Below are 24775 nucleotides of genomic sequence, written 5' to 3'. Positions count from 1 at the left end.
GGCATAATCATCCATTTCAACCGTATAACGGGTGCTTCCGGGCTGTGTCCCGGGGCGGGGCGTTACGCCGTACGGCCCAGTGGCGATCTTGCGGGGGCGCTGCGATGGTGATCGGGTCGGCCGCCCAACGGTCCTCCCGGACCCGGCGGCCGCCTCGACGGAAGGAGACGGCCGTGTACGCAGCTGTCGACCTGGCCTACGACTACCCGGTGCTGGGCGCGTTCTGGACCGTGATGTGGATCTTCCTGTGGGTCATGTGGCTGATCCTGCTGTTCAGGGTCGTGGTCGACGTGTTCCGCGACCACGACATGAGCGGCTGGGTCAAGGCCGCCTGGCTGCTCTTCCTGTTCCTGATCCCGTTCCTGGGCGTGCTCGTGTACGTCATCGCCCGCGGCAGGGACATGGGCAGGCGGGAGATCAAGCACGCGCAGGAGCAGCAGGAGGCCTTCAACGCCTACATCCGGGAGACCGCCGGCTCGGCCACTCCCGCCAAGGCGGGCGCCGACGACCTGTTCAAGCTCTCCGAGCTCAAGGCCAAGGGCGAACTGAGCGAGGAGGAGTTCCAGCGGGCGAAGCAGAAGCTGCTGGCCTGACCCGGCATCCCCTCCCCCGCCCCGCGGCCGTCACATCCTGGCGGCCGCGGCGCGGATGGCCTCGCGGATCCGGAAGTAGGTGCCGCAGCGGCAGATGTTGGCGATCGCGTCGATGTCCTCGTCGGTCGGCTCACTGGTCCGCTTCAGCAGCGCCACCGCGGCCATGATCTGCCCGGGCTGGCAGAAGCCGCACTGGGCGACGTCCTGTTCGAGCCAGGCCTCCTGCACGGGGTGCAGGCGGTCGCCGTCGGCCAGCCCCTCGATGGTGGTGACCCGCTTGCCCGCGCAGGCGGACACGGGCACCACGCACGGGCGGACGTCGGCCCCGTCGAGGTGGCTGGTGCAGGCCTTGCAGACGTCCACCCCGCAGCCGTACTTGGGGCCGGTGACGCCCAGCATGTCCCGGAGCACCCACAGCAGGGGCAGGTCGTCGGGGGCGTCGACGGTGACGCTCCGGCCGTTGACGATGAAGGTGTGCAGAGGCACGGCGGCGTACTCCAGCGGTCAGCGCGGGTAGGGGGTGAAGTCGACGTCGAAGTCGAGGGGGAAGCTGCGGGGCTTGGCACCGGTGGCCCGGGCCCAGGCGTTGGCGATGGCCCCCACGGCGGCGGGCACGCCGAGCTCGCCCGCACCGCCCGGCTCCGTGCCGGTGGCCGGGAGCACGAAGACCCGTACGTCGCGCGGGGTGTCGCGCTGCTGCGCCCAGTGGAACTGGCTGTAACTGCCCTCCAGCGGGAGCCCCTTGTCCAGATGCAGCCCGGCCCGCAGGGTGGTGGAGATCGCGTCGGTGAGACCGCCGATCATCTGGGCCTCCAGCCCGCGCGGGTTGACGGGCAGGCCGACGTCGACGGCGATGACCGCCTTGGTGACGCGGACGCGCTCCGGGTCGCGGGTGTCGATCTCCACCAGGCAGGCGGTACGGGACTTGTACTCCTCGTGGAAGGCGATGCCCTGCGCGCAGCCGGCCGGCATGGCACGGCCCCACTGCCCCTCGGCGGCCGCCTTGTCGAGCACGGCTCGCTGGGCGTCGGTCTTGAGGAAGGTGCGCCGGAAGCGGTACGGGTCCTTGCCGGTGGCCGCGGCGAGCTCGTCCACCATGATCTCCTCGGCGCCCCGGGTGTTGGCCGAGTACACCGAGCGCCAGGACCCGGTGGGGATGCCCGTCGGCACCTCGGTCAGGGCCTGGGTGGTCAGTCCGAAGTGGTACGGGGACTTGACCGTGGTGAGGAACAGGGTCTGGGCGAGGGTGGCGTTGCCGATGCCGGAGGGCAGGCTCGCGGCGGTGGCGGTGATGATCTCGCCGAGTCCGTGCCGGAAGTCGGTCTCGGCGGCGGCGACCCGGTGCTCGAAGCTGAGGACCTCGCCGAGCAGGTGGGTGGCCCGGATCCGGTGGTGGGTGGCGGGGCGCATCCGGCCGTGCCGGGTGTCGTCCACGCGGGTCCACATGAGCTTCACCGGCCGGCGGCAGGCCCTGGAGACCCGGGCGGCCTCCAGGGCGGCGTCGAAGAACAGCCGCCGGCCGAAGGAGCCGCCGGCCTGGACCACGTGCACCTTCACCTTGTCCAGCGGGAGTCCGAGCTCCAGGGCGATGGTCTCCCGCGCGACGATGGGGGACTTGAGCCCGGACCAGATCTCGGCCCGGTCGTCGCGGACGTCGGCGACGGCGGAGTTGGTCTCCATCGGGGCGTGGCTGACGAAGGCGAAGTCGAACTCGGCGTCCACGTACGGGGCGAGCAGCGGCGGCACCAGCAGCGGCGGGGTGGCGGCGCGCAGCTTCGTGCGGATCTGCGCGTCCGAGAGCTGGTCGGCCGGGCCCGGGCCCCAGTCGACGGTGAGGGCGGCCTTGGCGGTGAGGGCCTGCCCGAACGTTTCCGCGACGACGGCGACGCCGGTCTTGACGGTGACCACGTCCAGGACGCCCGGCATGGCCTTGACCGCCGCGAGGTTGGTGACGGCGCGGACGGTGCCGCCGACGGAGGGCGGGCGGCGCACCACGCAGGGCTTGGCGCCCGGGACGTCGAGGTCGAGGGTGTACTTCTGGGCGCCGGTGACCATCGCGCGGGCGTCGATCCGCCGGGTCGGAGTGCCGATGAGGGCGTGCTCGGCCGCCGGCTTCGGGGAGGCGCCGAGGACGAGCAGGCCGGGCGAGGCGGCGGCCGCCGAGAGGCTCCCGTAGCTCGCGGTGCGGCCGTCGGGGGCCCGTACCGAGCCGTTCGCGGTGGTCAGCCGGGCGGCGGAGAGGCCCCAGCGGTCGGCGGCCGCGGCGACCAGGCGGGCCCGCGCGGTGGCGGCGCACTGGCGGACCGGCCCGTACAGCGAGCGGATCGAGTTGGAGGAGCCGGTGAGCTGGTTGAACAGCAGCTCGGGGCGGGCGTCGTCGAGTTCCACCCGGACCGTGTCCAGCGGCGCGTCCAGCTCCTCCGCGACCAGCATGGCCACGGCGGTGGTGAGCCCCTGGCCGACCTCCTCGCGCGGCAGCCGGAAGCGGATGGTGCCGTCCGCGTCCACGGCGAGCGCCAGCAAGGCGGAGGTGGGGGCGCCGGCCAGGATGAACAGGTCGCCCAGGTCCACGATGTCGGCGATGGCGGGCAGGCTCGGTATGACTGCGTGCGCGGCCTGGGGGGCGAGCAGGTCGGCCCCGGCCCGGGTGACCAGGGCCAGCGTGGGCGCCGCGACCAGGTGGGTCAGGAAGGAGCGTCGGCTGCGCCCCGCCTGCGCGCTGCTCTGTTCGGTCATCCCGACGTGTCCCCACCCTCCCAGGGTCCGCAGAAACGGACCGCCCCCGGCTCATTACCGACACGTAGGGTAGCGATCACCTGCCGAGGTGGGAAGCGTGGTGCACGACGGGGTCCTTCGTTCGAGTGGTGCCCCTGACGGGCCGATGACCGCCGTGGCGGACGGGATTCGGGGTGCGGGCGGCTCGTACACGTCGACCGTACGATCGACCACCGCCCGCCGGAGGGCCCTTTTCCGGCCGCGGGCGCACGATGGAAGCAGACCCGTACACGTCGCGACACGTGAGGAGGTGTTCGCGGTGGCCAAGTACATGGATGTCCACCACGGGATGCAGGGCATCACGAAGGAATCACTGATGGAGGCCCACCGGGCGGACCTGGCGATCCAGGCGGACGAGAAGGTGAAGTTCGAGCGCGCCTGGGCCGACCCCGCCTCCGGCGAGGTGTACTGCCTGTCCGAGGCCCCCTCGGCCGACGCCGTGCGCCGGATCCACGAACGGTCGGGGCACCCGGCCGACGAGATCCACCCCGTACCGCTCAGCATCTGAGGCAGCAGAGGACTCCGGCAGGACGGGGCGTGAACACCGTCAGGACCGGGCAGGAACGACAACCACGGCTGACCGGAAATGTTCGTACGGACAGGAGGCAACCGGGAGGCCTTCGGCATATGCCCCGAGCAAGACCGTTACGGATGTTGCCAAACGCCTTACGGGCCGTCTGCGGCTGTGCCACAGTCGTAGTCGGTCCACAGCCGTCGCCGGTCACCCCTCCGGGACCTGGCCGAGCCGCGTCTGTATCGCCGCGCCTGCATCGGAGTCATCATGCCGTCCCACCTGTACGCGGACCGTCCCGCGCAGCCGCCCGAGCCGGGATCGGTGGACGCACTGATCTCGCAGACCCGCCGGCTGCGCGGCGAGGTGGACGCGGTGCGCCGCGACACCGTCGTGGACGACGACGACGCCCAGGGCCGCTGGCAGCGCGCGCTGTGCGACCTCGCCGTGCACCACCTCGACGACCTCGGCCAGCACCTCGGCCAGCTCAAGGAGGGGCTGCCGCCCGCTCCCGAGCCCGCCGAACTCCCCGCGGCGGCCCCGGAGGCCGCGCAGGAGGACCGGCAGACCCGCGTCGGCAGCGCCGAGTGGAACCTGCTGACGGACGAGGTCACCTGGTCCGAGGAGCTCTTCCAGATCTTCGGGCGGCCGCCCGAGGCCGGCCCGCTGCCGCTCGACGAGCTGGGTTCCACCCTGTTCTCCGAGGACCAGCCCCTGATGACCGCGATGGTCACGGACTGCCTGGTCGACGGCAAGCCGATAGACGGCGAGTTCCGCATCGTCCGCGCCGACGGCCGGGTCCGGACGCTGCACATGAGGGGCGAGCCGGTGCTCGACTCCGACGGCTGCACGGCCTCCATGTGGGCCGTGCTCCGGGACGTGAGTGAACTGCGCCGGAGCCAGCGGGCGGTGCGCGAGTCACGGGACTCGCTCCAGCGCCAGCGGGAGATCGCGCAGACCGAACACCGGCTGGCGGTCGAGCTGCAGGAAGCCGTGCTCCCCCCGTGGCGCGGCTCCCTGCGGTTCCCGCACGAGAACGCGGGCACCATGGACGTGGCCGCGCACTACCTGCCCTCCGCGACCAGCGCGCTGATCGGCGGCGACTGGTACGACGCCCTCGAACTCCCCGACGGGCGCTCCCTGCTGACGGTCGGCGACCTGACCGGGCACGGGGTCAGCGCCACCTCCGGGATGGCGATGATGCTCGGCGCCCTGCGCGGGATGGCGATGGCCGGGATCGAGCCCGGCCCGCTGATGGGCTGGCTCAACCAGCTGCTGGAGACCTCCGTGCAGCCGGCCCTCGGCTCGGCCGTCTGCTGTCGTTACGACCCCGCCCGCCGCGTGCTCTCCTGGGCCCAGGCCGGGCACCCCGCTCCCCTGCTCTTCCGGCACGGCCAGGGCCGGGCCCTGCAGCCCCCGGAGGGGGTGCTGCTCGGGGCCACCTCGGGGGCCGTGTACGGGCAGGCCGAGGAACGGCTCGAACTGGGCGACGTACTGGTGCTGCACACGGACGGACTGACCCCGCGGAGCATCGAGTTCAGCCGGGCGGACGGGACCGAGCGGCTGCTGGCGCTCGCGCCGCGGTTCTCAAAGGCCCGGTCGGCGCGGGACTGCGTACGGATGGTCACGGAGGAGTTCGGCGAGAGCGAGCGCGAGGACGACGCCTGCGTCCTGGTCGCCCGGATCGGCGGCTGACCGCGGCACCTGGTCGCCCGGATCGGCGGCTGACCGCGGCAGGGGAAGCAGAACCCGGGAGGGGCCGCGCCGGTGAGGCGCGGCCCCTCCTTTCGTTCTCCGCCGTTTCCGGCCCTGCCCCTGCGTCCGCGGCCCTCTGCGACACCTGGCACCCGGCCCCTAGACCTCCGCTCCGCGGGCCACGGGGGCGGGGCTGTTGGGGAGGGCCAGCTTGATCTCCTCGCGCAGGTCCCCGATGCCCGCGTAGCCGGCGTACTGGCCGGTCAGCCGGTACATCTCGCGGAGCCGGTCCCATGTCCGGTGCGAGGAGGTCTCGTTCATGGAGACCAGGGCCAGCCGGGCGTAGCGGTCCGCCTGCTCCGGGTCGTCGGCGATGAAGCAGGCCGACGCCATGGAGATGTAGTCGAAGATCTGCGAGCGCTGGTAGCCGTCACCGCGCAGCCGCAGCGCCTCCCGGGCGTGCCGGGCCGCGATGGGCGCGGCCGAGGCGTCGTGGTCGGCGAGGGTGCGGTACGCGAGGGCCTGCATGCCGTGCAGGTCCGCCTCGTCGAAGTGCTGCATCCAGGAGGGCGGCGGCACGTCGCCCTTGTCGGAGACGAAGAGGTCCTCGGCCTCGCCCAGGGTGCGGCGCATGGCCTGGCCCTTGCCCATGGCGGCCTGGGCCCAGGCCTCGATGGTGTGCAGCATGGCGCGGGTGCGCGGCAGGGTCTGCTCGCCGGAGCCGGACTGCGCCAGCTTCATCAGGTCCAGGGCCTCGTTCGGCTTGCCGAGGTGGACCATCTGGCGGGCGGCGCGGGAGAGGGCCTCGCCGGCGCGGGGCCGGTCGCCGCCCTCGCGGGCCGCGTGCGCGGCGATCACGAAGTACTTCTGCGCGGTCGGTTCGAGGCCCACGTCGTGCGACATCCAGCCCGCCAGCACCGCCAGGTTGGCCGCCACCCCCCACAGCCTGCGCTGGAGGTGGTCCGGGTGGTGGTAGGCCAGCATGCCGCCGACCTCGTTCAACTGGCCGACCACGGCCTTTCGCTGGAGCCCGCCGCCTCTGGAGGCGTCCCAGGCCCGGAAGACCTCGACGGAGCGCTCCAGGGCCTCGATCTCCTGGGAGCCGATGGGTGCGGCCTCGTAGCGGTCGTAGCCCGCCGGATCGGCCTGGTAGGGGTCACCGAAGGTCTTCGCGTTCTTGGCGCCGGCGGGCTCGGTGTGCAGCCAGTCGTACATGGCGTTGCTGAGGGCTGAGCCGGCGGTGAGCGCGGCTCCCGCGCCCATCAGGCCGCGACGGTTGAGCATGAGGTCCATTCCCGTGAATTCGGTGAGGACCGCGGCTGTGCGTTCGGGCGCCCAGGGCACTCCGTCGGGGTTCTCCTGAACCCCGTCCGGCTGCCGTTTGGTGGTGCGCCGCTGCCGTACGAACCCGAGGTCCTCGATGGTCACGACACGACCGAGCCGCTCGGTGAACAGTGCTGCCAGTACCGTGGGAACCGGTTCGCGCGGGGTCTCCCCCATGTCGATCCAGCGCCGCACCCGCGAGGTGTCGGTGGCCAGCTGGTGGTGGCCCATCGCGGCCGCCTGCCGGTTCACCATCCTCGCGAGTTCGCCCTTCGACCAGCCGGCCAGGCCGAACAGGTCGTTCAGACGGGTGTTTGGACCTTTGCTCACGTCAAGCCCCCAGGTTCTCGGCTGAGTTGACAGTAACCCCCTGTCAGTTCCCCGTGGACTATTCGCCAGGGTTCGCCACCCGCCGCCCCGTGGTTCGCCACCTGCGGGCGGGTGTCAGGTAGGAATGCGCCTCCCCGACCCGGTTCACCGGCGGAACTCCCCAGGGTGAAGTACGGGATCCGGCGGGGCGGCGTACGCACTCGTCGGCGCACGAAGGGAACCGTAAACGCCATGTACGCAGCAACGTCCTCCGTGTCCGCCCCGGTCCGCCCGCACCGCACCCTCCAGGCGGGGGGCGGCTCCTACCTCGAACCCGGCCGCCAGCCGGTACCGGCGCAGGGCGCCGTACGGGCACGGCGGATGCCGGCCGTCGGAGCGCAGCCGCTCAGCGGAAGGATCGACCTCTCCGGACCGCAGGGGGCGCAGCTGCGCACCGCGCTCGCGTCGGTGCAGCGCATCTGTCCGGAGTTCGCGCCGGTCCAGGTCCTGCGGCGCAGCGGCCGGTCGGTCCTCCTGGTGGGGACGACAGGACGGATGACCGCGGTCGCGAAGGTTTTACTGGACCACTCGCCCGAGTGGCGCGAGCGGTACCGGCACGAAATAGGGACGTACCGGACCTTCGTCCGGCACCGTCCGCCGGTCCGCGTGCCGCGGCTGATCGCCGCGGACCCGGAGAACTGCGTACTGGTGGTGGAGCGGATGGCGGGCCGGGTCGCCGCGCTCCAGCGGCACCCGGTGGAGGCCCCGCCGCGGACCGACGTACGGGCGGCGCTGGGAGCGGTGTGCCGGGTGAACCAGTGGCGGCCGCCGGCCGACCTGTTCGGGCACCCGGTGGACTACGTGCGGCGGATCGCGCGTGACCACGAGCTGGGCCTGCTGACCGACCGGGACTTCGGCGACCTGCAGAAGCTGCTGCACGGGCTGCGGCCGGCGGGTGTCCAGTGGCAGTTCAACCACGGCGACGCGCTGCTGTCGAACCTGCTGCTGTCCCCGGCCGGTCCGGTGCTCCTCGACTGGGAGCACGCCGGCTGGTACCTGCCCGGCTACGACCTCGCCACGCTGTGGACGGTCCTGGGCGACGCCCCGGCGGCGCGCGGCCAGATCAGCAGGCTGGCGCAGTCGGCCGGACCGGCGGCGCGGGACGCGTTCCTGGTCAACCTGATGCTGGTGCTGACGCGGGAGATCCGGATGTGCGAGACGGCGGTGCAGCGCTCCATGCTGGCGTCGGCCCCGGACCGGCCGCTGCCCGCGGGTGCGCTTTCCTCCGGGGAGGAGCAGCGCCTTCTGCTGCGCAGGCTGCACGACGACGCGGGGATGGCCCGTAGAGCGGTCCGGGCGGCGGTCGGCACCCGCTGACCGCCCGCCCGGCCCGTACGGATCCCGTGTCCCGCACACCCGGTGTGCGGGGCACGGGATCCGGCCTGTCGGGGGTCGGGACGGTTGTGCGCGCGCGTGACTTGACTTCACATGATCCCGCGAACAGTTTCTCTGACCCGGCATCAGATGTGCTGGCACCGCCGTCCCGTCCTCCCACCCGCTGGAGCCCGTCCATGACCCAGGCCATGCCCGTGACCGATCCCGTGACCGATCCCGCGACCGATTCCGTGACCGTGACCGGGGGCCCCGGCCGGCCGCGGCCCGCCGCCCCCTCCCGCCGGGCGGTCCTCGCCGGCACGGGGGCCGGGGTGCTCGCCGCCGCCGTGCTGCCGGGTGCGGCCGCCCGGGCGGCCGGGAGCCCGCTCGGCGAGTACGACGTCGTCGTGGTCGGCTCGGGGGCGGCGGGGATGACCGCCGCCCTCACCGCCGCCGGGCGGGGGCTGAGCGTGCTGGTGGTGGAGAAGGCCCCGACGTTCGGCGGTTCGGCGGCGCGCTCCGGGGCCGGGATCTGGCTGCCGAACAACTCGGTGATCCTGGCCGCCGGGGTGCCGGACACCCCGGAGAAGGCGGCGGCGTACCTGTCAGCGGTGGTGGGGCCGGAGGTGCCGGGCGACCGGCAGCGGGCGTTCCTGGACAACGGGCCGCGGATGCTGGACTTCGTGATGGCGAACAGCCCGCTGAGGTTCCGTTTCATGGACGGCTACAGCGACTACTACCCGAACCTGCCGGGCGGGCTGCCGAACGGCCGCTCCATCGAGCCCGACCAGCTCGACGGCAACGTCCTGGGCGCCGAACTGGCCCACCTGAACCCGGCGTACATGCCGGTGCCCGCCGGGATGGTGGTGTTCAGCCAGGACTACAAGTGGCTGAACCTCGCGGCGGTCACGGCGAAGGGGCTCGCGGTCTCCACGGAGTGCCTGGCGCGCGGCACCAAGGCGGCGCTGCTCGGGCAGAAGCCGCTGACGATGGGCCAGTCGCTGGCCGCGGGGCTGCGGGCCGGGCTGCTGCGGGCGGGCGTGCCGGTGTGGCTGGAGACCCCGCTGGTCGACCTGGTCCAGGAGGGCGGCGCGGTCACCGGGGTCGTGGTGGAGAAGGAGGGCGTACGGGGTGTCGTACGGGCCCGCAGGGGCGTGGTGATCGGCTCGGGCGGCTTCGAGCACAACGCGCAGATGCGGGCGCAGTACCAGCAGCAGCCGATCGGCACCGAGTGGTCGGTGGGCGCGAAGGAGAACACCGGGGACGGCATCCGGGCCGGGCAACGGGTGGGCGCCGCGCTGGCGTTGATGGAGGACGCCTGGTGGGGGCCGTCGATCCCGCTGCCCGGGGAGCCGTACTTCTGCCTGGCGGAGCGGACCCTGCCGGGCGGTCTGATGGTGAACCGGGCGGGCACCCGGTTCGTGAACGAGGCCGCCCCGTACAGCGACGTGGTGCACGTGATGTACGAGAAGGACCGGGGCGCGGCGGGCTCGCACATCCCGGCGTGGCTGATCGTGGACCAGAACTACCGCAACAGGTACCTGTTCAAGGACATCCTGCCGACGCTGCCCCTCCCCGACGCGTGGTTCGAGTCGGGGGCGGCGAGGAAGGCGTGGACCTGGGACGCGCTCGCCGGGCAGATCGGGGTGCCGGCGGCCGCGCTGCGGGCGACGCTGAACCGCTTCAACGCGCAGGCGTGGAGCGGGAACGACGCGGACTTCCACCGGGGGGACACGGCGTACGACCATTACTACACGGACCCGAACGTGGTGCCGAACTCGTGCCTGGCACCGGTCTGGGCGCCGCCGTTCTACGCGTTCCGGATCGTCCCGGGCGACCTGGGCACCAAGGGCGGCATCGTCACGGACGCCCGGGCGCGGGCGCTGCGGGCGGACGGTTCGGTGATCCGGGGCCTGTGGGCGGCGGGCAACGCGAGCGCGGCCGTGATGGGCCACAGCTACGCGGGGGCCGGATCGACGATCGGGCCCGCGATGACGTTCGGCTACGTCGCGGCGAACGACATCGCGGACACCGGCCCCCAGGCGGGCTAGCCCTGCTGGAAGAGCTCGGCGGGGAGCGGCTTCAGCAGCGCGTAGAGGTCGTCGGTGATCGGGCGGTCCCAGCTGGCGATCGTCACGAGGACGTTGTCGCTGCGGTCGAACTGCACGCAGGAGATCCGGCTCTCGGAGAGCTTGATCTTGCGGACGATGAGGAGGTTGTCGCCCTGCATGACGGGGCAGTCCTCGGTCCCGGTGACCTCGACGTCCTCGTCGTTCTCCAGGGCGTCGAGGAGCTGGGCCACCTCGAAGGGGACCTGGCCCTCGGCGAGCTCGCGCGCCGGGGAGCCCTCGGGGAGGTTGCCGATGATCATCGCGGGGCCGCGGCCGCCGAACAGGTCGTAGCGGAGGAAGACGCCCTGGCAGCTGCCGTCGGGCGCGGGCAGCAGCCCGGCCCCGAGGTTGCCCGGCCAGTCCCCCGGGTCCATGGCCAGGACGTCGAAGTCCGGGCCCGCGGGTGTGGCGGCGCGGTGGCGGCGGAGGAAGGACATGCCGCCATGGTACGTGGCCGCGCGGGTTTTCCGGCGCCGGGGGCTCCCTCCCGGCGCAGCGGGGCGCGGGGGCGGCGGGCGGGGGCGCCGGAGGGGTCCCGGGAGGGGGCGGGCGCCGGGGTGCGGGGGGCGCCGGCAGGCCGGGGCGGGCCGTCGGACCTGCGGGTATGGGGCGGGTGTGCCCCGTACTCCTTACCTGTGGCGCGGGCAGGTGCGATGAGCTGCGGGCACGCGTCCTTTCCCGCCACGGGCCGCCGCACTGGCTGTATCTTGCTGTGCGTCCCCTCGTCCGTCCATCGATCGTTTTCGATTCGACAACGATCGTCCCGGTGCCGGGGATCTTGTGGCCGGGGGGGGCCTACCGTCGTCCCCGGTGCGCAGACGGATCTGCCCTTCGGACGTATGGGAGCACAGACAGATGACTGTCCCCGTTGGCGGTCCGCCGCTTGCCCTCACCACGACGCTCGCCCGGCTCCGGGCGCTCGCCGCGGAGAGACGACTGGACGTGGACGAGATCCTCGACGCGGTGTCCCTCTCCGAGCGGACCGGCGTCCCCGTGGAGGTGACGGCGGCGCTGCTGCGCGGCGAGGAGTTCACCGACCCCGCGCCCGAGGAGACCGAGGAGACGGTCCGCCGCCGCGCGGCCTTCCTGTACGCCGTCTCGCGCGACCCCCAGGGGCAGCCGTACGCGGTCACGGAGATCGCGGCGGCGATCGGCGCCGACCCCCGGTGGGTCGGTGACCTGGTGTCGGGCGGGAGGCCGCCGCACCTGCGGCACTGCGCGGAGTTCGCGGCCTTCTTCGGCCGTGACCTCACCTTCTTGACGGACACGCCGGCCCAGGCCGTGAACAGGGCCCTGTGGCCCGCGGTCGAATCCCTCAACTACCGATCGGGCGACTTGATGGCCGACCTCACGAACCAGTACGGGCTGGTCTCCATCTCCACCCGGGGAAGAGCCCTCACCCGCACGCAGGAGACCCTGCTGCTGGGCATGATCACCGGCATCCTCTCCTCCGAGGTGGCCCGGTGAACCTGTCCCGTTCGATGCGCAAGCTGTGCACCGTCCTGACCTCCTCGCTCGACCTGGAGGCGCCGGCCGATCCGCAGACCCTCTTCCGCGCCCTGTGCGACGCGATGAGCCGCACCCGCGGGGGCCGCCCGATCGTGCTGCGCTTCGAGCGCTTCCCGTCCGGTCTGACCACCTCGGGCCTGTGGCTGAACATGGACGACTACGACATCGTCGTGGTGGAGAAGTACACGACGCCCGACCACCAACTGGTCATCCTCGGGCACGAGCTGTGGCACATGAAGGCGGGCCACTGCACCGGCCACGGCGGCGGGGCGGCGGACGACGCCGCGCGCTCCCTGCCCGACGCCTCGGACCTGACGTACGCGAGCGTCGCCGCGCGGTCCCACTACGAGGACGCGCAAGAGATCGAGGCCGAGAGCTTCGGTCTGATGCTCGGGGACCGGTGCCGGCCGTGGCTGGCCGGCGGCGACGCGGCCGGGGCCGCCCGCCGCAGTGACGTGGCCGGGCGGATAGGCAACGCCCTGGGCTACCGCGGACCGATCGGTTGACGGTGACCTCGGACAAGTACTACATCCCGTACCTCATACCGGCGGTGATCCTCACCCTCGCCTTCGCGATCCGCCTCCCGGTCATGATGAGGTTCTGGCGGATCGACCCCAACGTGCGCTCCGTCGGCGGCCTGCTCCTGCTGGCCTCGGCCGTCTTCTACCTCGGCCGGCCCAAGACCCTCGTGCTGCTGAACGGCGCGACGGGCATCAGCAACTTCGCGGCGCCGCTGGTCTACACGCTGCTCATGATGTTCTGCGCCTCCTGCCTCGTCATGATCATCCACTGGCGGGGCGGCGATCCCCGGCGGGTGCGCCGGGCCACCTGGACCATCGGCGTCTTCTACGCGGCCGTGGTGGCCGGCCTGTGGACCACCTTCGCGTTCGCCGAGGTACCGGTCGAGCGGCTGCGGGACCTGGACACGTACTACGCCAACACCCCCTGGATGCGCGAGCACATCATGCTCTACCTGGGGGCCCACACCACCGCCTGCGCCATCACCGCCGTCGTCACCTGGTCCTGGCTGCGGGAGGTGACGGGCTGGCTGCGCGCCGGCCTGGTGCTGCTGGTCATCGGGTTCATCCTGAACCTCTGCTACGACACGGTGAAGCTCACCGCGGTGTTCGCCCGCTGGAACGGCCGCGACCTGGACTGGCTCAGCACGTACGTGGCCCCGCCCATCGCCTCCGTGTGCGCCCTGTTCATCGCCGTGGGGTTCATCCTGCCCCACCTGGGCCAGGCGCTCCAGGGGCTCATCACCGACTACTACCACTACCGCTGCCTGGCCCCGTTCACGCGGGAGCTGGCGGGCCTGGACACCGCGTCGATGCGGCTGCCCCGGCGCTCGCCCATCAGCCGCCGGCTGGTCCACCGCAGGACCCAGATCAGCGACGGCCTGCTCAGGCTCCAGCCGTACATGGACCCCGGGATCCGCGAACGGGCGCTCGCCGAGGCCCGGGCGCGGGGCGAGGCGCCGAAGCGGGCGGCGGCGACCGCCGAGGCGGTGGCCGTGCGCGCGGCGGTCGCGGCCCTGCGCGGCGGCGCCGAGGCCGGGGCGGCGGACGTCCCGGTACCGGTGGCGGGCCCGGCGGCGGGGCCGGACCTGGTGGCGGTGGCCAAGGCCCTGCGCCGGTCCCCCGCCGTCCCCTCCTTCCGCGCCCGGTCCGGGCCGGCAGACCATCCAGAGAGCGTGAGGCCATGAGCAGTTCACCGCGGTCGCCCCGCCGGCACACCTCCGTCGTCATCGGGGGCAGCCTGGCCGGCATGCTCACGGCCGCCGCGCTCGCCGGGTCCGGCTCGGGCTCCGGCTCCGGCTCCGGGCCGGGTGAGGTCGTCGTCGTCGAGCGGGACGCGCTGCCGGAGGGGCCGTTCCCCCGCAAGGGGCTCCCGCAGGCCCACCACGCGCACCTGCTGTGGTCCGGCGGGGCGACGGCCGTGGACTCCCTGCTGCCCGGCACCATCGGGGCGCTGCGCAAGGACGGGGCCCACCGGATCGCGCTGCCCACGAACATGGTCGGCCTCTCCCCCGAGGGCTGGTTCCGCCGCTGGGCGCGGGAGTCCCACTACGTCCTCGTCGCCAGCCGCGACCTGCTCGACTGGCACGTCCGCCGGGCCGTGGCGGCGCTCCCGAACGTCACCGTCGCCGACCGCACCGAGGTGCTGGGCCTGACGGGCGGCGCCCGGCGCGTCACCGGGGTACGGGTGCGCGGGGCGGACTCCGCGGCCCGGGTCCTGGACGCGGACCTGGTGGTGGACGCCTCCGGGCGGGCCTCGCGCACGCCGGTGTGGCTGGAGGAGTTCGGCGTGCCGCGGGCCGCCGTGCGGACCGTCGACCCGGGGCTCGTCTACGCCAGCCGGATCTTCCGGGCCCCGGAGGACCTCGGGGCCACCTTCCCGGTCGTCGTGAACGTCCAGGCCGGCGACCCCCGCCGGGCCGGTCCCGGCCGGTCGGCGACGCTGGTCCCGATCGAGGGCGACCGCTGGCTCGTCACCCTGTCGGGAACGCGCGGCGGCGAACCGGGCACGGACCCGGAGGCCTTCGGGGACTTCGCCCGGGCGCTGCGGCACCCGATCGTGAGCGAGCTGATCGCCGGGGCGGAGCCGCTGACGGACGTGGTGCTCACCCGTACGACCGTCAACCGCAGGCACCACTACGAGAAGGCCGCGCTCCCCGCGGGGTTCCTGGTGCTCGGGGACGCGGTCGCCGCCTACAACCCGGTGTACGGGCACGGGATGTCGGTGGCCGCGCAGAGCGCCCTCGCCCTGCGGGGCGCCGTCGCCCGGTACGGCCTCCGCGACGCGCGGCTCGCCGCCCGGGCGCAGAAGGCCCTGGCCGGGCCGGTGGCCGCGGCCTGGGCGCTGTCCACGGGGAACGACGTCTTCTACCCCGGTGCGACGGAGAGCGGCCCGACGGCGGCCGAGCGGGCCGCCGCGGCCTACGTACGGCGGCTGATGCGCACGAGCACCGGCAACGGGCGGGTGGCCCGGGCGGTGACCGACGTGATGACCCTGGAGCGGCCCGCGTCCCGGCTGTTCACCCCGCCGGTGCTGCTGGCGGCCCTGCTGGGGCCCGGCCGGGCGCAGCTGACGGGCCCGCCGCTGGCTCCGGCGGAGCTGGCGGCGGTCGCGGCGCTGCGGGGGTAGGCGCGGTCCCGTTCAGGCGGGCGGCACGAGGGTGAACCAGTGCTCCAGCAGTGCGCCGTCACCGGTGACGTGCAGCTGGTCGGCGGGGAGCCGCCCCCACAGGAACAGCATCAGGTCGGAGGCGGTGCCCGCGGCCTCGACGTGGACGGGAGCGGTGCTGTCGCGGGCGAGCCGGACCTCGTCGCCGTCGAACTCCACGGTCCAGGTCCGGGTGCCGTCGGTGCGGCGGAAGCGGTAGCGCTCGCCCGTTCCGGGCGGGGCCTGCTTCCAGCCGCGCCGGGCGGGGGCCATGACCTCGAAGGCCTGGTCGACGGCGTCGACCGCGAGGGCGGGCGCGAAGGCGTTCGGGGGCCCGGTGACGACTTCGGCGTCCCAGCGGTGGACGGCCTGTTCGATGGTCTGCATGCGGATCCAGAAGCCGCTGGTGCGGTCCCCGTCGGGCGACCAGGTCCACACGGGGACGTCCGGGCCGAGTTCGCGCAGGACCGCCACCAGGTCCCGGGCGGCCGCCGCCGACCAGTCGAACAGCTCCTCGGGCACGGGCCCGCGGTGCGGGGTCCGGTCCGGCATCGGCCAGGCCGCCCGTACGGCCGGGTCGGCGGGGAGCGCGTAGAGCTCCGGGTCGGTGGGGTCGCAGGGCTCGGCGAGCCGCTCCCGGAGGATGTGGGTGAGGTAGCGCTGGACGCTGCCGAGGTGTCCGGCGAGGTCGGCGACCGACCAGCCGGGGCAGGAGGGCACCGGCGGTGCCTCCCGCCCGCCGTCGGCCGCCCGCCGGACGGCCTTGTCGAAGGCGTCGGCCTCGTGCTGGAGGATGTAGAGCCGGGTGAGGTGGTCCATGGTCCCACCCTGCCCCCTGGTGTTCCCGGGGACTCAGCTTGCGCGCTGGGCGAACGACGCCAGGGCCTGGGCCGTGCTCGCCTCCAGGGCGCCGGCACCGCATTCGCGGCTGGTGAGGTGGGCACGGGCGAGCAGCCCGGGGTCCTGGAGTTCGGTGCCCAGCGCGGCCAGCGCCCGGGCCAGTTCGTAGGCGGCCGGGGAGTCCTCCAGCAGGGCGACGGCTTCGCGGAGCAGGTCGGCGCGGTCCTGCGGGGCGGCCACCTCCGCCGCGACGCGCAGGGCCTGGCCGATGGCGGAGGGCGCGCCGAAGGCACGGGCGCGGCGTACGGCCTCGGCCGTCAGGGCGCGGGCCCTGGCGGGGTCCTCGGGGGCGACGGCGCGGGCCAGGAGCAGCCGCCACGGGCACCAGGCCGGGTTCTGGATGCCGCGCGGGGTCAGGCGCCGCCCGACGGCCTCCAGTTCGTCGGCGGCGGCCTTGCGGTCGCCGCCGGCCAGCAGCAGTTCGGCGTACACGGTCTGCGAGTCGGGGAAGACCACGGCGGCGGGGAAGGGTTCCCCGTACTCGTGCTCCCGAGCCAGGCCCCAGGCCTCGTCGACCCGGCCCCGGGCGACGAGGGTGGTGAGCAGGATGGCGATGGCGTACCAGTGCACGGGCGTACGGCGGCCCACGCGCTCGGCGAGGCGCAGTCCGGCGCGGGCCAGTTCCTCGGCCTCGACGAGCCGGCCGCGGCGGTAGCGGATGTAGGCGCGGAGGCTGTACGCGAAGGACAGGTGGGCGCCGTGCCAGCCCTGGCGTTCGAACTCGGCGGTGCCCTCCTCGAAGAGCTCCTCGGCGCGCCCGGGCCGGTCGGCGTACATGTGGACCATGGCGGCGAGCACGGGGACCTCGAAGCCGCGGTCCTCGTGGGCCCAGCTGAAGGGCTCGGCGAGGACCCGGTCGGCGTGGTGGAGGACCGTGTCGAGGGGTTCGCCGCGCAGGCAGGCGTCCCAGGCGCGCAGTCCGATGACGTACCGCTCGGTGAGGTCGCGGCCGGGGAGGCGGTCGGCGAGCCGGGCCAGGCGGCGCGAGCGGGCCGGGGAGTCGGGTTCGGCGGCGTTGAAGGCGTCCCACATGAACTGCTCGGACTGCAGGCGCAGCCGGGCGCGGACGTCGTGGGTGCGCGGGATCTCGCGGCCGAGGAGTTCGGAGGCGGCGGCGAGGTGGTCGCTGTGGGCGAGGACCTGGGCGAGCCGGATGACGATGCCCTGGCGCAGTGCCGGGTCGTCGAAGGGTTCGGCGAGGGCGGCGCGCAGGTGGTTGACGGTGTTGGCGGGCTCGGTGAGCAGGGAGGCGCAGCCCAGTTCGTAGAGGACGGCGGCGCGTTCGTCGAAGTCCGGGGGTTCCTCCAGGGCGCGGGCGAGCTGGCGGCGGGCGGCTTCGGGGGCGCCGGCCCGGAGGTTCTCGGCGGCGGCCTCGCGCAGGGTGCGCACCACCCAGGGGTCGTTCTCGGGCTGGGTCTCCAGCAGGTGGCGGGCGGCCGCGGAGGAGCCGAGCCCGGCGTCGACCACGGCCGCGGCGGCCCTGCCGTGCAGGGCGACGCGCAGGGCGTCGGGGATGGCGCGGTATATGGCGGTGGCGATGAGCGGGTGGACGAACTCCAGCCCCGCGTCGTCCTCTTCGCCGGGTGCGGGCTCGGCCGGCGGGGCGGACAGGATGCGGGCGTCGCGGAGCCGGACGGTGGCGTCGGCGGCCTCCTCCGCGCCGAGTACCGCGACGCGGGCGGCGATGCGCCGCGGGATGGCGGTGCCGAGGACGGCGCAGGCCCAGGCGAAGCGGACGGTGGAGGGGCCGAGGCTGTGCAGGCGGGCGACGAGCCCGCTGCCGCGCTGGGCGGCGGCGAGGTCGGCCAGCAGCGGGGCGCTGGCCTCGACGGGGTCGAGTCCCTTGGCGCGGACCTTGGCGGTGAGTTCGACGGCCTCGAAGGGGTTCCCGGTGGTCACGGCCCAGGCCTCGCGGCAGAAGGCGTCCTCGGCGTGCGCGCCGACGGTCTCGCGGACCAGGGTGGAGACGGCGTCCGCGCTGAGCGGGTTGAGGATGAGGGGGCGTTGTCCGGCACGGCCGGGCAGCGTGCGGAAGGCCTCGGCGTGGGCGGGGAGTTCGTCGGGGCGGTAGGCGGTGACGAGGAGCAGCGGGAGGTGTTCGGCGCGCGGGGCGAAGCCGGCGAGCCAGCCGAGGGACTCCGGGTCGGCCCAGTGGGCGTCGTCCAGGACGAGGACGACGGGGGGCCGCTGGACGGTGAGGTGGGTCAGTACCCAGTCGAGTCCGTCGCGCAGGCCCTGCGGGTCGGGCGGGGCGCCCTGTGCGGGGGCGCACAGGCCGAGGGCGGGGCCGACGATGGCGTACCAGCTGCCGAGCGCGGCCCGCAGTTCGGCCTCGGGGCGGCCGGCCAGCTGGGGCTGGATGAGCTGGCGGGCGACGTGGAAGGGCTGGGTCTGCTCCTGCTCGCCGCCGCGTGCGGCGAGCAGGGTGCAGGAGCGGGCGAGGGCGCGGCGGCGCACTTCGGCGAGCAGGGTGGTCTTCCCGAGCCCGGCCGGGCCCGACAGGGCGAGCAGCCCGCCGCCGGTGTCGGGGCCGGCTCCGGTGAGCCGGTCCAGCGCCTCGTCCACGGCGAGGAGTTCGGCTTCGCGTTCGAAGAGCGCGCGCCGTGTGCGGGTCCGGCGTTCCGTCATGGCTCGTACCCCCCAGGCCGGCTCGGGAGATCAGCGTACGCCCGCGCACGAGCCGATGGATCCCACTATCGGGAAAGAATCCGATCTTCTGTTCCTGGCGGTCACTTCCGGAGGGCCGCGGCGAGGGCGGCGACGGTGGACGTCCGCCGCCGCGCGCCCGCGCGCCCGGCCGGCCGGCCCCATGACCGCCGGACTGGACGGCGCCGCGGAACCGGTGCGCGCGGTCCGCGCCGGACTGGAGGACGCCTTCGCCGGCGAGCACCTGGGCACGGTGTCCGGGGAGCACGGGCTGCCGGTCGCCCTGCGGCTGACGGCCCGGACCAGACGGCCTAGTTGAGGCCGAAGCGTCCGCCCCGCGTCCCCAGGACGAACTTGCGCCACTCGCGCGGCGCGAAGACCAGTGAGGGGCCGTCGGGGCGCTCGCCGTTGCGCATCGCGACGAACCCCTCCACGAAGGCGATCTCGACGCCGCCCACCCCCCGGCTGCCGGACTGCCAGTCGGCCCCGCTGAGATCGAGTGCGGGCCTGCCCCAGCCGGCGACGGGCTGTGGAACCGTGCTCTCCGCCACGTGCGTGCTCCTCCCGGTACGGTACGTCGTCGTCCGGGGGCCCAGGGTAGCGACCGGGGCGGGCGCCGCACAGGCCGCGGGCGGGACCCGCGGCCGGTCCGGCGCACCGGCCCCGGTCAGGAGCGCGGCGGCTCCGCGCCCACCAGCCACATCGCGAAGAACTGCGCGCCGCCGCCGTACGCGTGTCCCAGCGCCCGGCGGGCCCCCGGGACCTGGTGCTCCCCGGCCTGGCCGCGGACCTGGAGGGCCGCCTCCGCGAAGCGGATCATGCCCGAGGCGCCGATCGGGTTGGTGGACAGCACCCCGCCGGAGGGGTTCACCGGGAGGTCGCCGTCCAGTTCGGTGACCCCCGCCTCGGTGAGCTTCCAGCCCTCGCCCTCCTGCGCGAAGCCCAGGTTCTCCAGCCACATCGGCTCGTACCAGGAGAACGGCACGTACATCTCGACCGCGTCGATCTCCCGGCGCGGGTCGGTGATCCCGGCCTGCCGGTAGACGTCGGCCGCGCAGTCCTTGCCGGCCTGCGGCGAGACGAAGTCCTTGCCCGCGAAGAGCGTCGGCTCGCTGCGCATCGCCCCGCCGTGCACCCAGGCGGGCGGCTTCGGCGAACGGGCCGCGCCCGCACGGTCGGTGAGGACCATCGCGCAGGCGCCGTCCGAGGAGGGGCAGGTCTCGGAGTAGCGGATCGGGTCCCAGAGCATCGGCGATGCCTGGACCTTCTCCAGGGTGATGTCGTGCTCGTGCAGGTGCGCGTACGGGTTCTTCAGCGCGTTGCGCCGGTCCTTGTACGCGACGAGCGAGCCCACCGAGTCGGGGGCGCCGGTGCGCCGCATGTACGCGCGCACGTGCGGGGCGAAGAAGCCGCCCGCGCCCGCGAGCAGCGGCTGCTGGAAGGGGACGGGCAGCGAGAGGCCCCACATGGCGTTGGACTCGGACTGCTTCTCGAAGGCCAGGGTCAGGACGGTGCGGTGGACCCGGGCCGCGACCAGGTTGGCGGCGACCAGGGCGGTGGACCCACCGACGGACCCGGCCGTGTGGACGCGGAGCATCGGTTTGCCGACCGCGCCGAGGGCGTCGGCCAGGTAGAGCTCCGGCATCATCACGCCCTCGAAGAAGTCGGGGGCCTTACCGATGACGACGGCGTCGACGTCGGCCCAGGTCAGCTCCGCGTCGGCGAGGGCGCGGGCCGCTGCCTCGCGGACCAGGCCGGCGATGGAGACGTCGTGCCGGGCGGCGACGTGCTTGGTCTGGCCGATCCCGACGACGGCCACGGGCTCCTTGCCCGGTGTGTTCATGCGGGGTCCCCTTCCAGGACGGCGACCAGGTTCTGCTGGAGGCAGGGGCCGGAGGTGGCGTGCGCGACGGCCCGGCGGGACTCGCCGCGGTGGATGCGGGCGGCCGCCTCGCCGATCCGGATCAGGCCGGCGGCCATCATCGGGTTGGCGGCGAGCGCCCCGCCCGAGGGGTTGACGGCCACCGCCGCGCCGAGTCCGAGGGCCTTGCGGAGCACGACCTCCTGGGAGGAGAACGGGGCGTGCAGTTCCGCCGTGTCGACGGGGGCGTCGAAGAGCCCGGCGTGCTCGGCGGCGGTCCGGGTGGACGGGGAGTCGGTGAGGTCGCGCAGGCCGAGGGAGTGCGCCTCGATGCGGTGGTCGATGCCGGTGATCCAGGCGGGCCGTTCGCACAGCCGCCGCGCGGTGTCGCCGGCGGCCAGGACGACGGCGGCCGCGCCGTCCCCGACGGGCGGGCAGTCGCCGGTGCGCAGCGGCCGCACCTGGTAGTCGCCCTGCGGGACGGGGCCGCTGAGCTGGGCGTGCGGGTTGGCCCCGGCGGCGGCCCGGCTGCGGGCGCCGATGGCGGCGAGCGCGCGCTCGTCGGTCTCGCCCGCGTCGATCAGCGCCTGCGCCTGGAGGGCGGCGAGGGCCACCGAGTCGGGCCAGAGGGGGGCGAGGTAGTAGGGGTCGAGCTGCCGGGTGAGGACGTCGCGTACGGATCCGGGCGAGGACTTCCCGTACGAGTAGACGAGCGCGGTGTCGGCCTCGCCGGTCTGGATCTTGACCCAGGCCTCGTAGAGCGCCCAGGCGCCGTCCATCTCGACGTGCGACTCGGAGATCGGCGGCCAGGCGCCGACCCCGTCGAGGGTCATGGTGAAGGAGAAGGCCCGGCCGGCGAGGTAGTCGCTGGAGCCGGAGCAGGTGAAGCCGATCTCGCCCGCCTTGAGGCCGGTGGCGGCCAGCACCTGGTGCAGGACGGGCATCACCATCTCGACTTCGCTGAGTTCGTCGGTGCGGCGCTGGTGGTCGCTCTGGGCGAAGGCGACGACGGCCACCTCGCGGGCGTATCGGATCGTCACAGCAGCTCCTTGTACGCGTCGTAGTCAGCGTCCGGCTCGCCGGTGGGGCGGTAGTGGTCGGGGTAGCGGCCGCCGTCGGTCCACACCGGCTCGACGCGCAGGCCCATGCGGACCTGGTCGTACGGGATGCCGCCGATCCGGCCGTGGAGGGCGAGGCCGGCGCCGTCGAGGGCGATGTGGGCGTAGACGTAGGGGACCTCGATGTCGAGGTTGCGCGCCTTGATGTTGACGATGCAGAAGGTGGTGACGGTCCCGGCCGGGCCGACCTCGACGCGGTCGGTGGTGGCCACCCCGCAGGTGGGGCAGGCGCCGCGCGGGGGGACGTACACCTTGTGGCAGGAGGGGCAGCGTTCGCCGACGGTGCGCCGTTCGGAGAGGGCGTTGATGTAGGCGGTCTGGGCGCGGCCGGGGCTGTAGGTGTAGTCGAGGCGGGCCTCGGCGACGATGCCGGTGACGGGCTCGGCGAACACCCCGTCGTGCGGGCCGGCGCTCCCCCGCTCCTGCCCCTCGCAGGGCTCGAAGCAGGCGATGTCGGTGATGGCCCCGGTGCGCTCGGCGGCCCAGCGGACGCGCACCCGCATCCCGGTGGACACGGCGTCGGGGCCGGGGGCGTCGAGGGCGTGCAGGATCGCGGTGTCGGCGCCGTCGAGCCGTACGAGGACCCAGGCGAAGGGGGTGCCGAGGGGCTGCTGGGGGCGGGGTTCGCCGTTCCAGGCCCAGGTGGTGACGGTCCCGGTGGGGGCGACCTCGACGAGCTCCCGGATCTCCTCGGCGGTGACGGGGTCGTACTCGGCGGGCGGCACCATGACCCGCCCGTCGGAGGTCCTGACGCCGAGCACGACGCCCTCCCGGAGCCCGGTCAGGAAGGCGCTCTGCACGGGCCCGAGGGACCGGGTGAAGGGGAACTCGACGACGAGGGGCGCACGCAGCACCTCGGGCGGGGAAGCGGCTGTCATGGTTGTCTCTCCGATTCTCGGAAGGGATGTCGACGCGGTACGAAACCTCTGCCGCAGGCCCGCCCCCACAGCCCGGCCGGGGCCGCGGACCGCGCCCGGAGCCCGGGCCCACGGCCCCGGCCCGCAGGCCGCACACGGAGTCCGGGCCACTGCCCACGTGCGGGGCTCGGACCACGAGCCCAGCCCGCAGCCACAGACCGGGCAGGTCGGGGCCCGCAGGCGGAGAGGGGTTGCCTGGCCCGGGCCGGAACGCCGACCCGCCTCCGGACCCCGCAGGCACAGAGCGGGCCCGGTGCCCAAGCCCCGCCGGGCCCGGACCCGAGGCCCGACGCGGGCCGCAGGCACAGAACGGGTCCGGGCCGCAGGCCCGACCCGGGTCCGTGCCGGCCCCACCCGACGCCTCGCCGCAGGCCCAGGTCGGGCCCAGGCCACACGCCCGGCCCGGGCTCGGGCCGCATGCCCGCCACCGTGCCCGGGCACGGACCCCAGGCCCGGCACCCGAGCCGGGCCGCCGCAGGCACAGATCGGGGTCCCGGCCGCAGGCCCCGGTGGGCCGGACCGCAGGCCCAACGCCGGACGCCCGGCCGCAAGCACAGAGCGGGCCCGGGCGCCGCAAGCCCGACACCGGCCAGGACCGCAGGTCCGACACCCGACGCTGGCCGCCAGCACACAGCGGGTCCCGGCCGCAGGCCCCACAGGACTCGGACCGCAGGTCCAACGCCCGGCCGCAAGCACGGAACGGGTCCCGGCCGCAGGCCCCGTAGGGCTCGGACCGCAGGTCCGACGCCGGACACGGGCACACGGCAGGTCCCGGGCCACAGGCCCGATGCGGGCCCAGAGCCACAGGCCCGGTGCGGGGTCGGGGCCACAGGCCCGATGCGGAGCCCAGGGCCACAGGCCCAGTGCGGGGCCCAAGGCCACAGGCCCGATGCGGGGCCCAAGGCCACAGGCCCGATGCGGGGCCCAGGGCCGCAGGCCCAGTGCGGGGTCCCGGGCCGCAGGCCCAATGCCGGGTCCCGGGCCGCAGGCCCGGTGCGAGGCTCGGGGGGTGCCCCGAGGGGGTCCGGTGCACGCGCGGCCAGCGCCTAGGCTCGGCGGTAGACCGGCGGCCGCTTCTCCGCGAAGGCCCGCGCCCCCTCCTTCGCGTCGGCCGTGTCGAAGACGGGCCAGCCCCGTACCAGTTCGGCGGCCAGCCCCTCCGTCTCCGTCAGCTCGGCGGCTTCGTACACCGAGGCCTTCACCGCCTCGACCGCCAGCGGCCCGCACGCGTTGATCAGCTCCGCCGTCTCCAGCGCGGCCTCCAGCGCCGTACCGTCCGGCACCACCCGCCCCACGAGCCCGATCCGCGCCGCCTCCTCCGCCGAGTACGGACGCCCCGTCAGCAGCATCTCCAGCGCGTGCGTGCGCGGGACCTGCCGGGGCAGGCGGACCGTGGAGCCGCCGATCGGGAACAGGCCCCGCCTGACCTCGAACAGCCCGAACGTGGCCCCCGCCCCCGCCACGCGGATGTCGGTGCCCTGGAGGATCTCGGTGCCGCCCGCCACGCAGTAGCCCTCGACCGCCGCTATCACCGGCTTGCGCGGCCGGTGGTGACGGAGCATCGCCTTCCAGTGCAGGTCGGGGTCGGCCTTGAGGCGGTCCCGGTACTGGTCGCCCGCCATGCCCCGGCCGGCCAGCGCCTTGAGGTCCATGCCGGCGCAGAAGTCGCCGCCGGCGCCCGTCAGGACCACCGAGCGGACGGTGTCGTCCGCGTCCGCCTCCAGCCAGCCGTCGTACAGGCCCACCAGCAGGGGAAGCGAGAGCGCGTTCTTCGCCTCCGGCCTGTTCATGGTGAGCACCAGCGTGGCGCCCCGGCGCTCCACGGTCAGGTGTTCCGTCCCACCCATTGCCGTCCTCCCGTCTCAAGACCTAGAACAGGTTGCAGGAGGGCCGGGTGCAGTTCAATAGTTTTCTGACACCCAGTCAGATTTCTTGGCGTGCGCCCTTCCCACTTGGACCGGGCGGCGC

At 74.2% G+C, this 24775-nt stretch carries 21 protein-coding genes; 10 read left to right on the top strand and 11 right to left on the bottom strand.

The annotated features are described in order from the left end of the window. The first annotated feature begins 233 nt into the window (after window positions 1–233). Window positions 234–593 carry an SHOCT domain-containing protein gene (locus tag AC07A6_RS03840; RefSeq protein ID WP_386273107.1) on the top strand — a complete coding sequence of 120 codons (360 nt, stop codon included), beginning with the start codon at window positions 234–236 and terminating at the stop codon, window positions 591–593. A 30-nt stretch (window positions 594–623) separates the two neighbouring features. Here AC07A6_RS03840 and AC07A6_RS03835 read toward each other — a convergent pair whose 3' ends face one another. Both AC07A6_RS03835 and AC07A6_RS03830 read right to left on the bottom strand, forming a co-directional pair. After that, window positions 624–1079 carry a (2Fe-2S)-binding protein gene (locus AC07A6_RS03835; protein ID WP_362467354.1) on the bottom strand — a complete coding sequence of 152 codons (456 nt, stop codon included), beginning with the start codon at window positions 1077–1079 and terminating at the stop codon, window positions 624–626. An 18-nt stretch (window positions 1080–1097) separates the two neighbouring features. After that, window positions 1098–3329, bottom strand: a complete 2232-nt coding sequence (locus AC07A6_RS03830) for a xanthine dehydrogenase family protein molybdopterin-binding subunit (protein ID WP_478775953.1) — start codon at window positions 3327–3329, stop codon at window positions 1098–1100. Window positions 3330–3627: 298 nt separating this feature from the next. Between AC07A6_RS03830 and AC07A6_RS03825 the strand changes: the two genes are divergently transcribed. Together AC07A6_RS03825 and AC07A6_RS03820 are read left to right on the top strand one after the other, a co-directional pair. Further along, complete coding sequence (locus AC07A6_RS03825; protein WP_362467352.1) at window positions 3628–3876, top strand: SCO4226 family nickel-binding protein; 249 nt, start codon at window positions 3628–3630, stop codon at window positions 3874–3876. Between the two features lie 273 nt (window positions 3877–4149). After that, entirely contained in the window at window positions 4150–5574 is a 1425-nt protein-coding gene (locus AC07A6_RS03820) for a PP2C family protein-serine/threonine phosphatase (protein WP_478775952.1), read from the top strand. A gap of 159 nt (window positions 5575–5733) precedes the next feature. Here the strand turns inward: AC07A6_RS03820 and AC07A6_RS03815 are convergent, their stop codons facing one another. After that, window positions 5734–7227, bottom strand: coding sequence for a DNA-binding protein NsdB (locus AC07A6_RS03815; protein ID WP_362467350.1), 1494 nt, complete (start codon window positions 7225–7227; stop codon window positions 5734–5736). A 231-nt stretch (window positions 7228–7458) separates the two neighbouring features. Here AC07A6_RS03815 and AC07A6_RS03810 point away from each other — a divergent pair, with 231 nt between their 5' ends. Then, complete coding sequence (locus tag AC07A6_RS03810) at window positions 7459–8583, top strand: aminoglycoside phosphotransferase family protein (RefSeq protein WP_362467349.1); 1125 nt, start codon at window positions 7459–7461, stop codon at window positions 8581–8583. 194 nt (window positions 8584–8777) lie between these two features. Continuing rightward, window positions 8778–10631, top strand: coding sequence for a 3-oxosteroid 1-dehydrogenase (kstD, locus tag AC07A6_RS03805; protein ID WP_478775951.1), 1854 nt, complete (start codon window positions 8778–8780; stop codon window positions 10629–10631). Here kstD and AC07A6_RS03800 read toward each other — a convergent pair. Next, on the bottom strand, window positions 10628–11128 hold the full coding sequence (locus AC07A6_RS03800; RefSeq protein WP_362467347.1) for a hypothetical protein: 501 nt from the start codon (window positions 11126–11128) through the stop codon (window positions 10628–10630). The two genes, kstD and AC07A6_RS03800, sit on opposite strands and share 4 nt — an antisense overlap. 418 nt (window positions 11129–11546) lie before the next feature. On the opposite strand from AC07A6_RS03800, the gene AC07A6_RS03795 reads away from it, so the two are divergent. Genes AC07A6_RS03795 through AC07A6_RS03780 form a run of 4 tightly spaced genes read left to right on the top strand, consistent with a single transcriptional unit; the run spans window position 11547 to window position 15347 of the window. Then, window positions 11547–12158, top strand: a complete 612-nt coding sequence (locus AC07A6_RS03795) for a hypothetical protein (RefSeq protein WP_478775950.1) — start codon at window positions 11547–11549, stop codon at window positions 12156–12158. Between the two features lie 14 nt (window positions 12159–12172). Continuing rightward, window positions 12173–12706, top strand: a complete 534-nt coding sequence (locus tag AC07A6_RS03790) for a toxin-antitoxin system, toxin component (RefSeq protein ID WP_362467365.1) — start codon at window positions 12173–12175, stop codon at window positions 12704–12706. Between the two features lie 2 nt (window positions 12707–12708). Further along, window positions 12709–13905 carry an MAB_1171c family putative transporter gene (locus AC07A6_RS03785; protein ID WP_386273100.1) on the top strand — a complete coding sequence of 399 codons (1197 nt, stop codon included), beginning with the start codon at window positions 12709–12711 and terminating at the stop codon, window positions 13903–13905. Further along, window positions 13902–15347: a pyridine nucleotide-disulfide oxidoreductase gene (locus AC07A6_RS03780; protein WP_478775949.1), complete on the top strand. Its 1446-nt coding sequence runs from the start codon at window positions 13902–13904 to the stop codon at window positions 15345–15347. The genes AC07A6_RS03785 and AC07A6_RS03780 overlap by 4 nt, the downstream gene beginning before the upstream one ends. A gap of 12 nt (window positions 15348–15359) precedes the next feature. Here the strand turns inward: AC07A6_RS03780 and AC07A6_RS03775 are convergent, their stop codons facing one another. Both AC07A6_RS03775 and AC07A6_RS03770 read right to left on the bottom strand, forming a co-directional pair. Then, window positions 15360–16184: a maleylpyruvate isomerase family mycothiol-dependent enzyme gene (locus tag AC07A6_RS03775; protein WP_478775948.1), complete on the bottom strand. Its 825-nt coding sequence runs from the start codon at window positions 16182–16184 to the stop codon at window positions 15360–15362. Between the two features lie 33 nt (window positions 16185–16217). Then, complete coding sequence (locus AC07A6_RS03770) at window positions 16218–18893, bottom strand: ATP-binding protein (RefSeq protein ID WP_478775947.1); 2676 nt, start codon at window positions 18891–18893, stop codon at window positions 16218–16220. A gap of 181 nt (window positions 18894–19074) precedes the next feature. Between AC07A6_RS03770 and AC07A6_RS03765 the strand changes: the two genes are divergently transcribed. After that, entirely contained in the window at window positions 19075–19230 is a 156-nt protein-coding gene (locus tag AC07A6_RS03765; RefSeq protein WP_478775946.1) for a hypothetical protein, read from the top strand. Here AC07A6_RS03765 and AC07A6_RS03760 read toward each other — a convergent pair. From AC07A6_RS03760 to AC07A6_RS03740, 5 genes are all read right to left on the bottom strand, one after another. Beyond that, complete coding sequence (locus AC07A6_RS03760) at window positions 19223–19462, bottom strand: DUF397 domain-containing protein (RefSeq protein WP_478775945.1); 240 nt, start codon at window positions 19460–19462, stop codon at window positions 19223–19225. The two genes, AC07A6_RS03765 and AC07A6_RS03760, sit on opposite strands and share 8 nt — an antisense overlap. Window positions 19463–19578: 116 nt before the next feature. After that, complete coding sequence (locus tag AC07A6_RS03755) at window positions 19579–20754, bottom strand: thiolase domain-containing protein (RefSeq protein ID WP_362467339.1); 1176 nt, start codon at window positions 20752–20754, stop codon at window positions 19579–19581. Beyond that, window positions 20751–21812, bottom strand: coding sequence for a thiolase domain-containing protein (locus AC07A6_RS03750; RefSeq protein WP_478775944.1), 1062 nt, complete (start codon window positions 21810–21812; stop codon window positions 20751–20753). The genes AC07A6_RS03755 and AC07A6_RS03750 overlap by 4 nt, the downstream gene beginning before the upstream one ends. Further along, entirely contained in the window at window positions 21809–22768 is a 960-nt protein-coding gene (locus AC07A6_RS03745; RefSeq protein WP_478775943.1) for a Zn-ribbon domain-containing OB-fold protein, read from the bottom strand. Before AC07A6_RS03745 ends, AC07A6_RS03750 begins: the two co-directional genes overlap by 4 nt. A gap of 1085 nt (window positions 22769–23853) precedes the next feature. Next, on the bottom strand, window positions 23854–24654 hold the full coding sequence (locus AC07A6_RS03740) for a crotonase/enoyl-CoA hydratase family protein (protein WP_362467336.1): 801 nt from the start codon (window positions 24652–24654) through the stop codon (window positions 23854–23856). Window positions 24655–24775: the final 121 nt, after the last annotated feature.

This window comes from Streptomyces sp. NPDC044002, assembly GCF_056434525.1.
The sequence above is the reverse complement of the archived record's forward strand: the minus strand, read 5'-3'. Positions and strand labels throughout refer to the sequence as shown.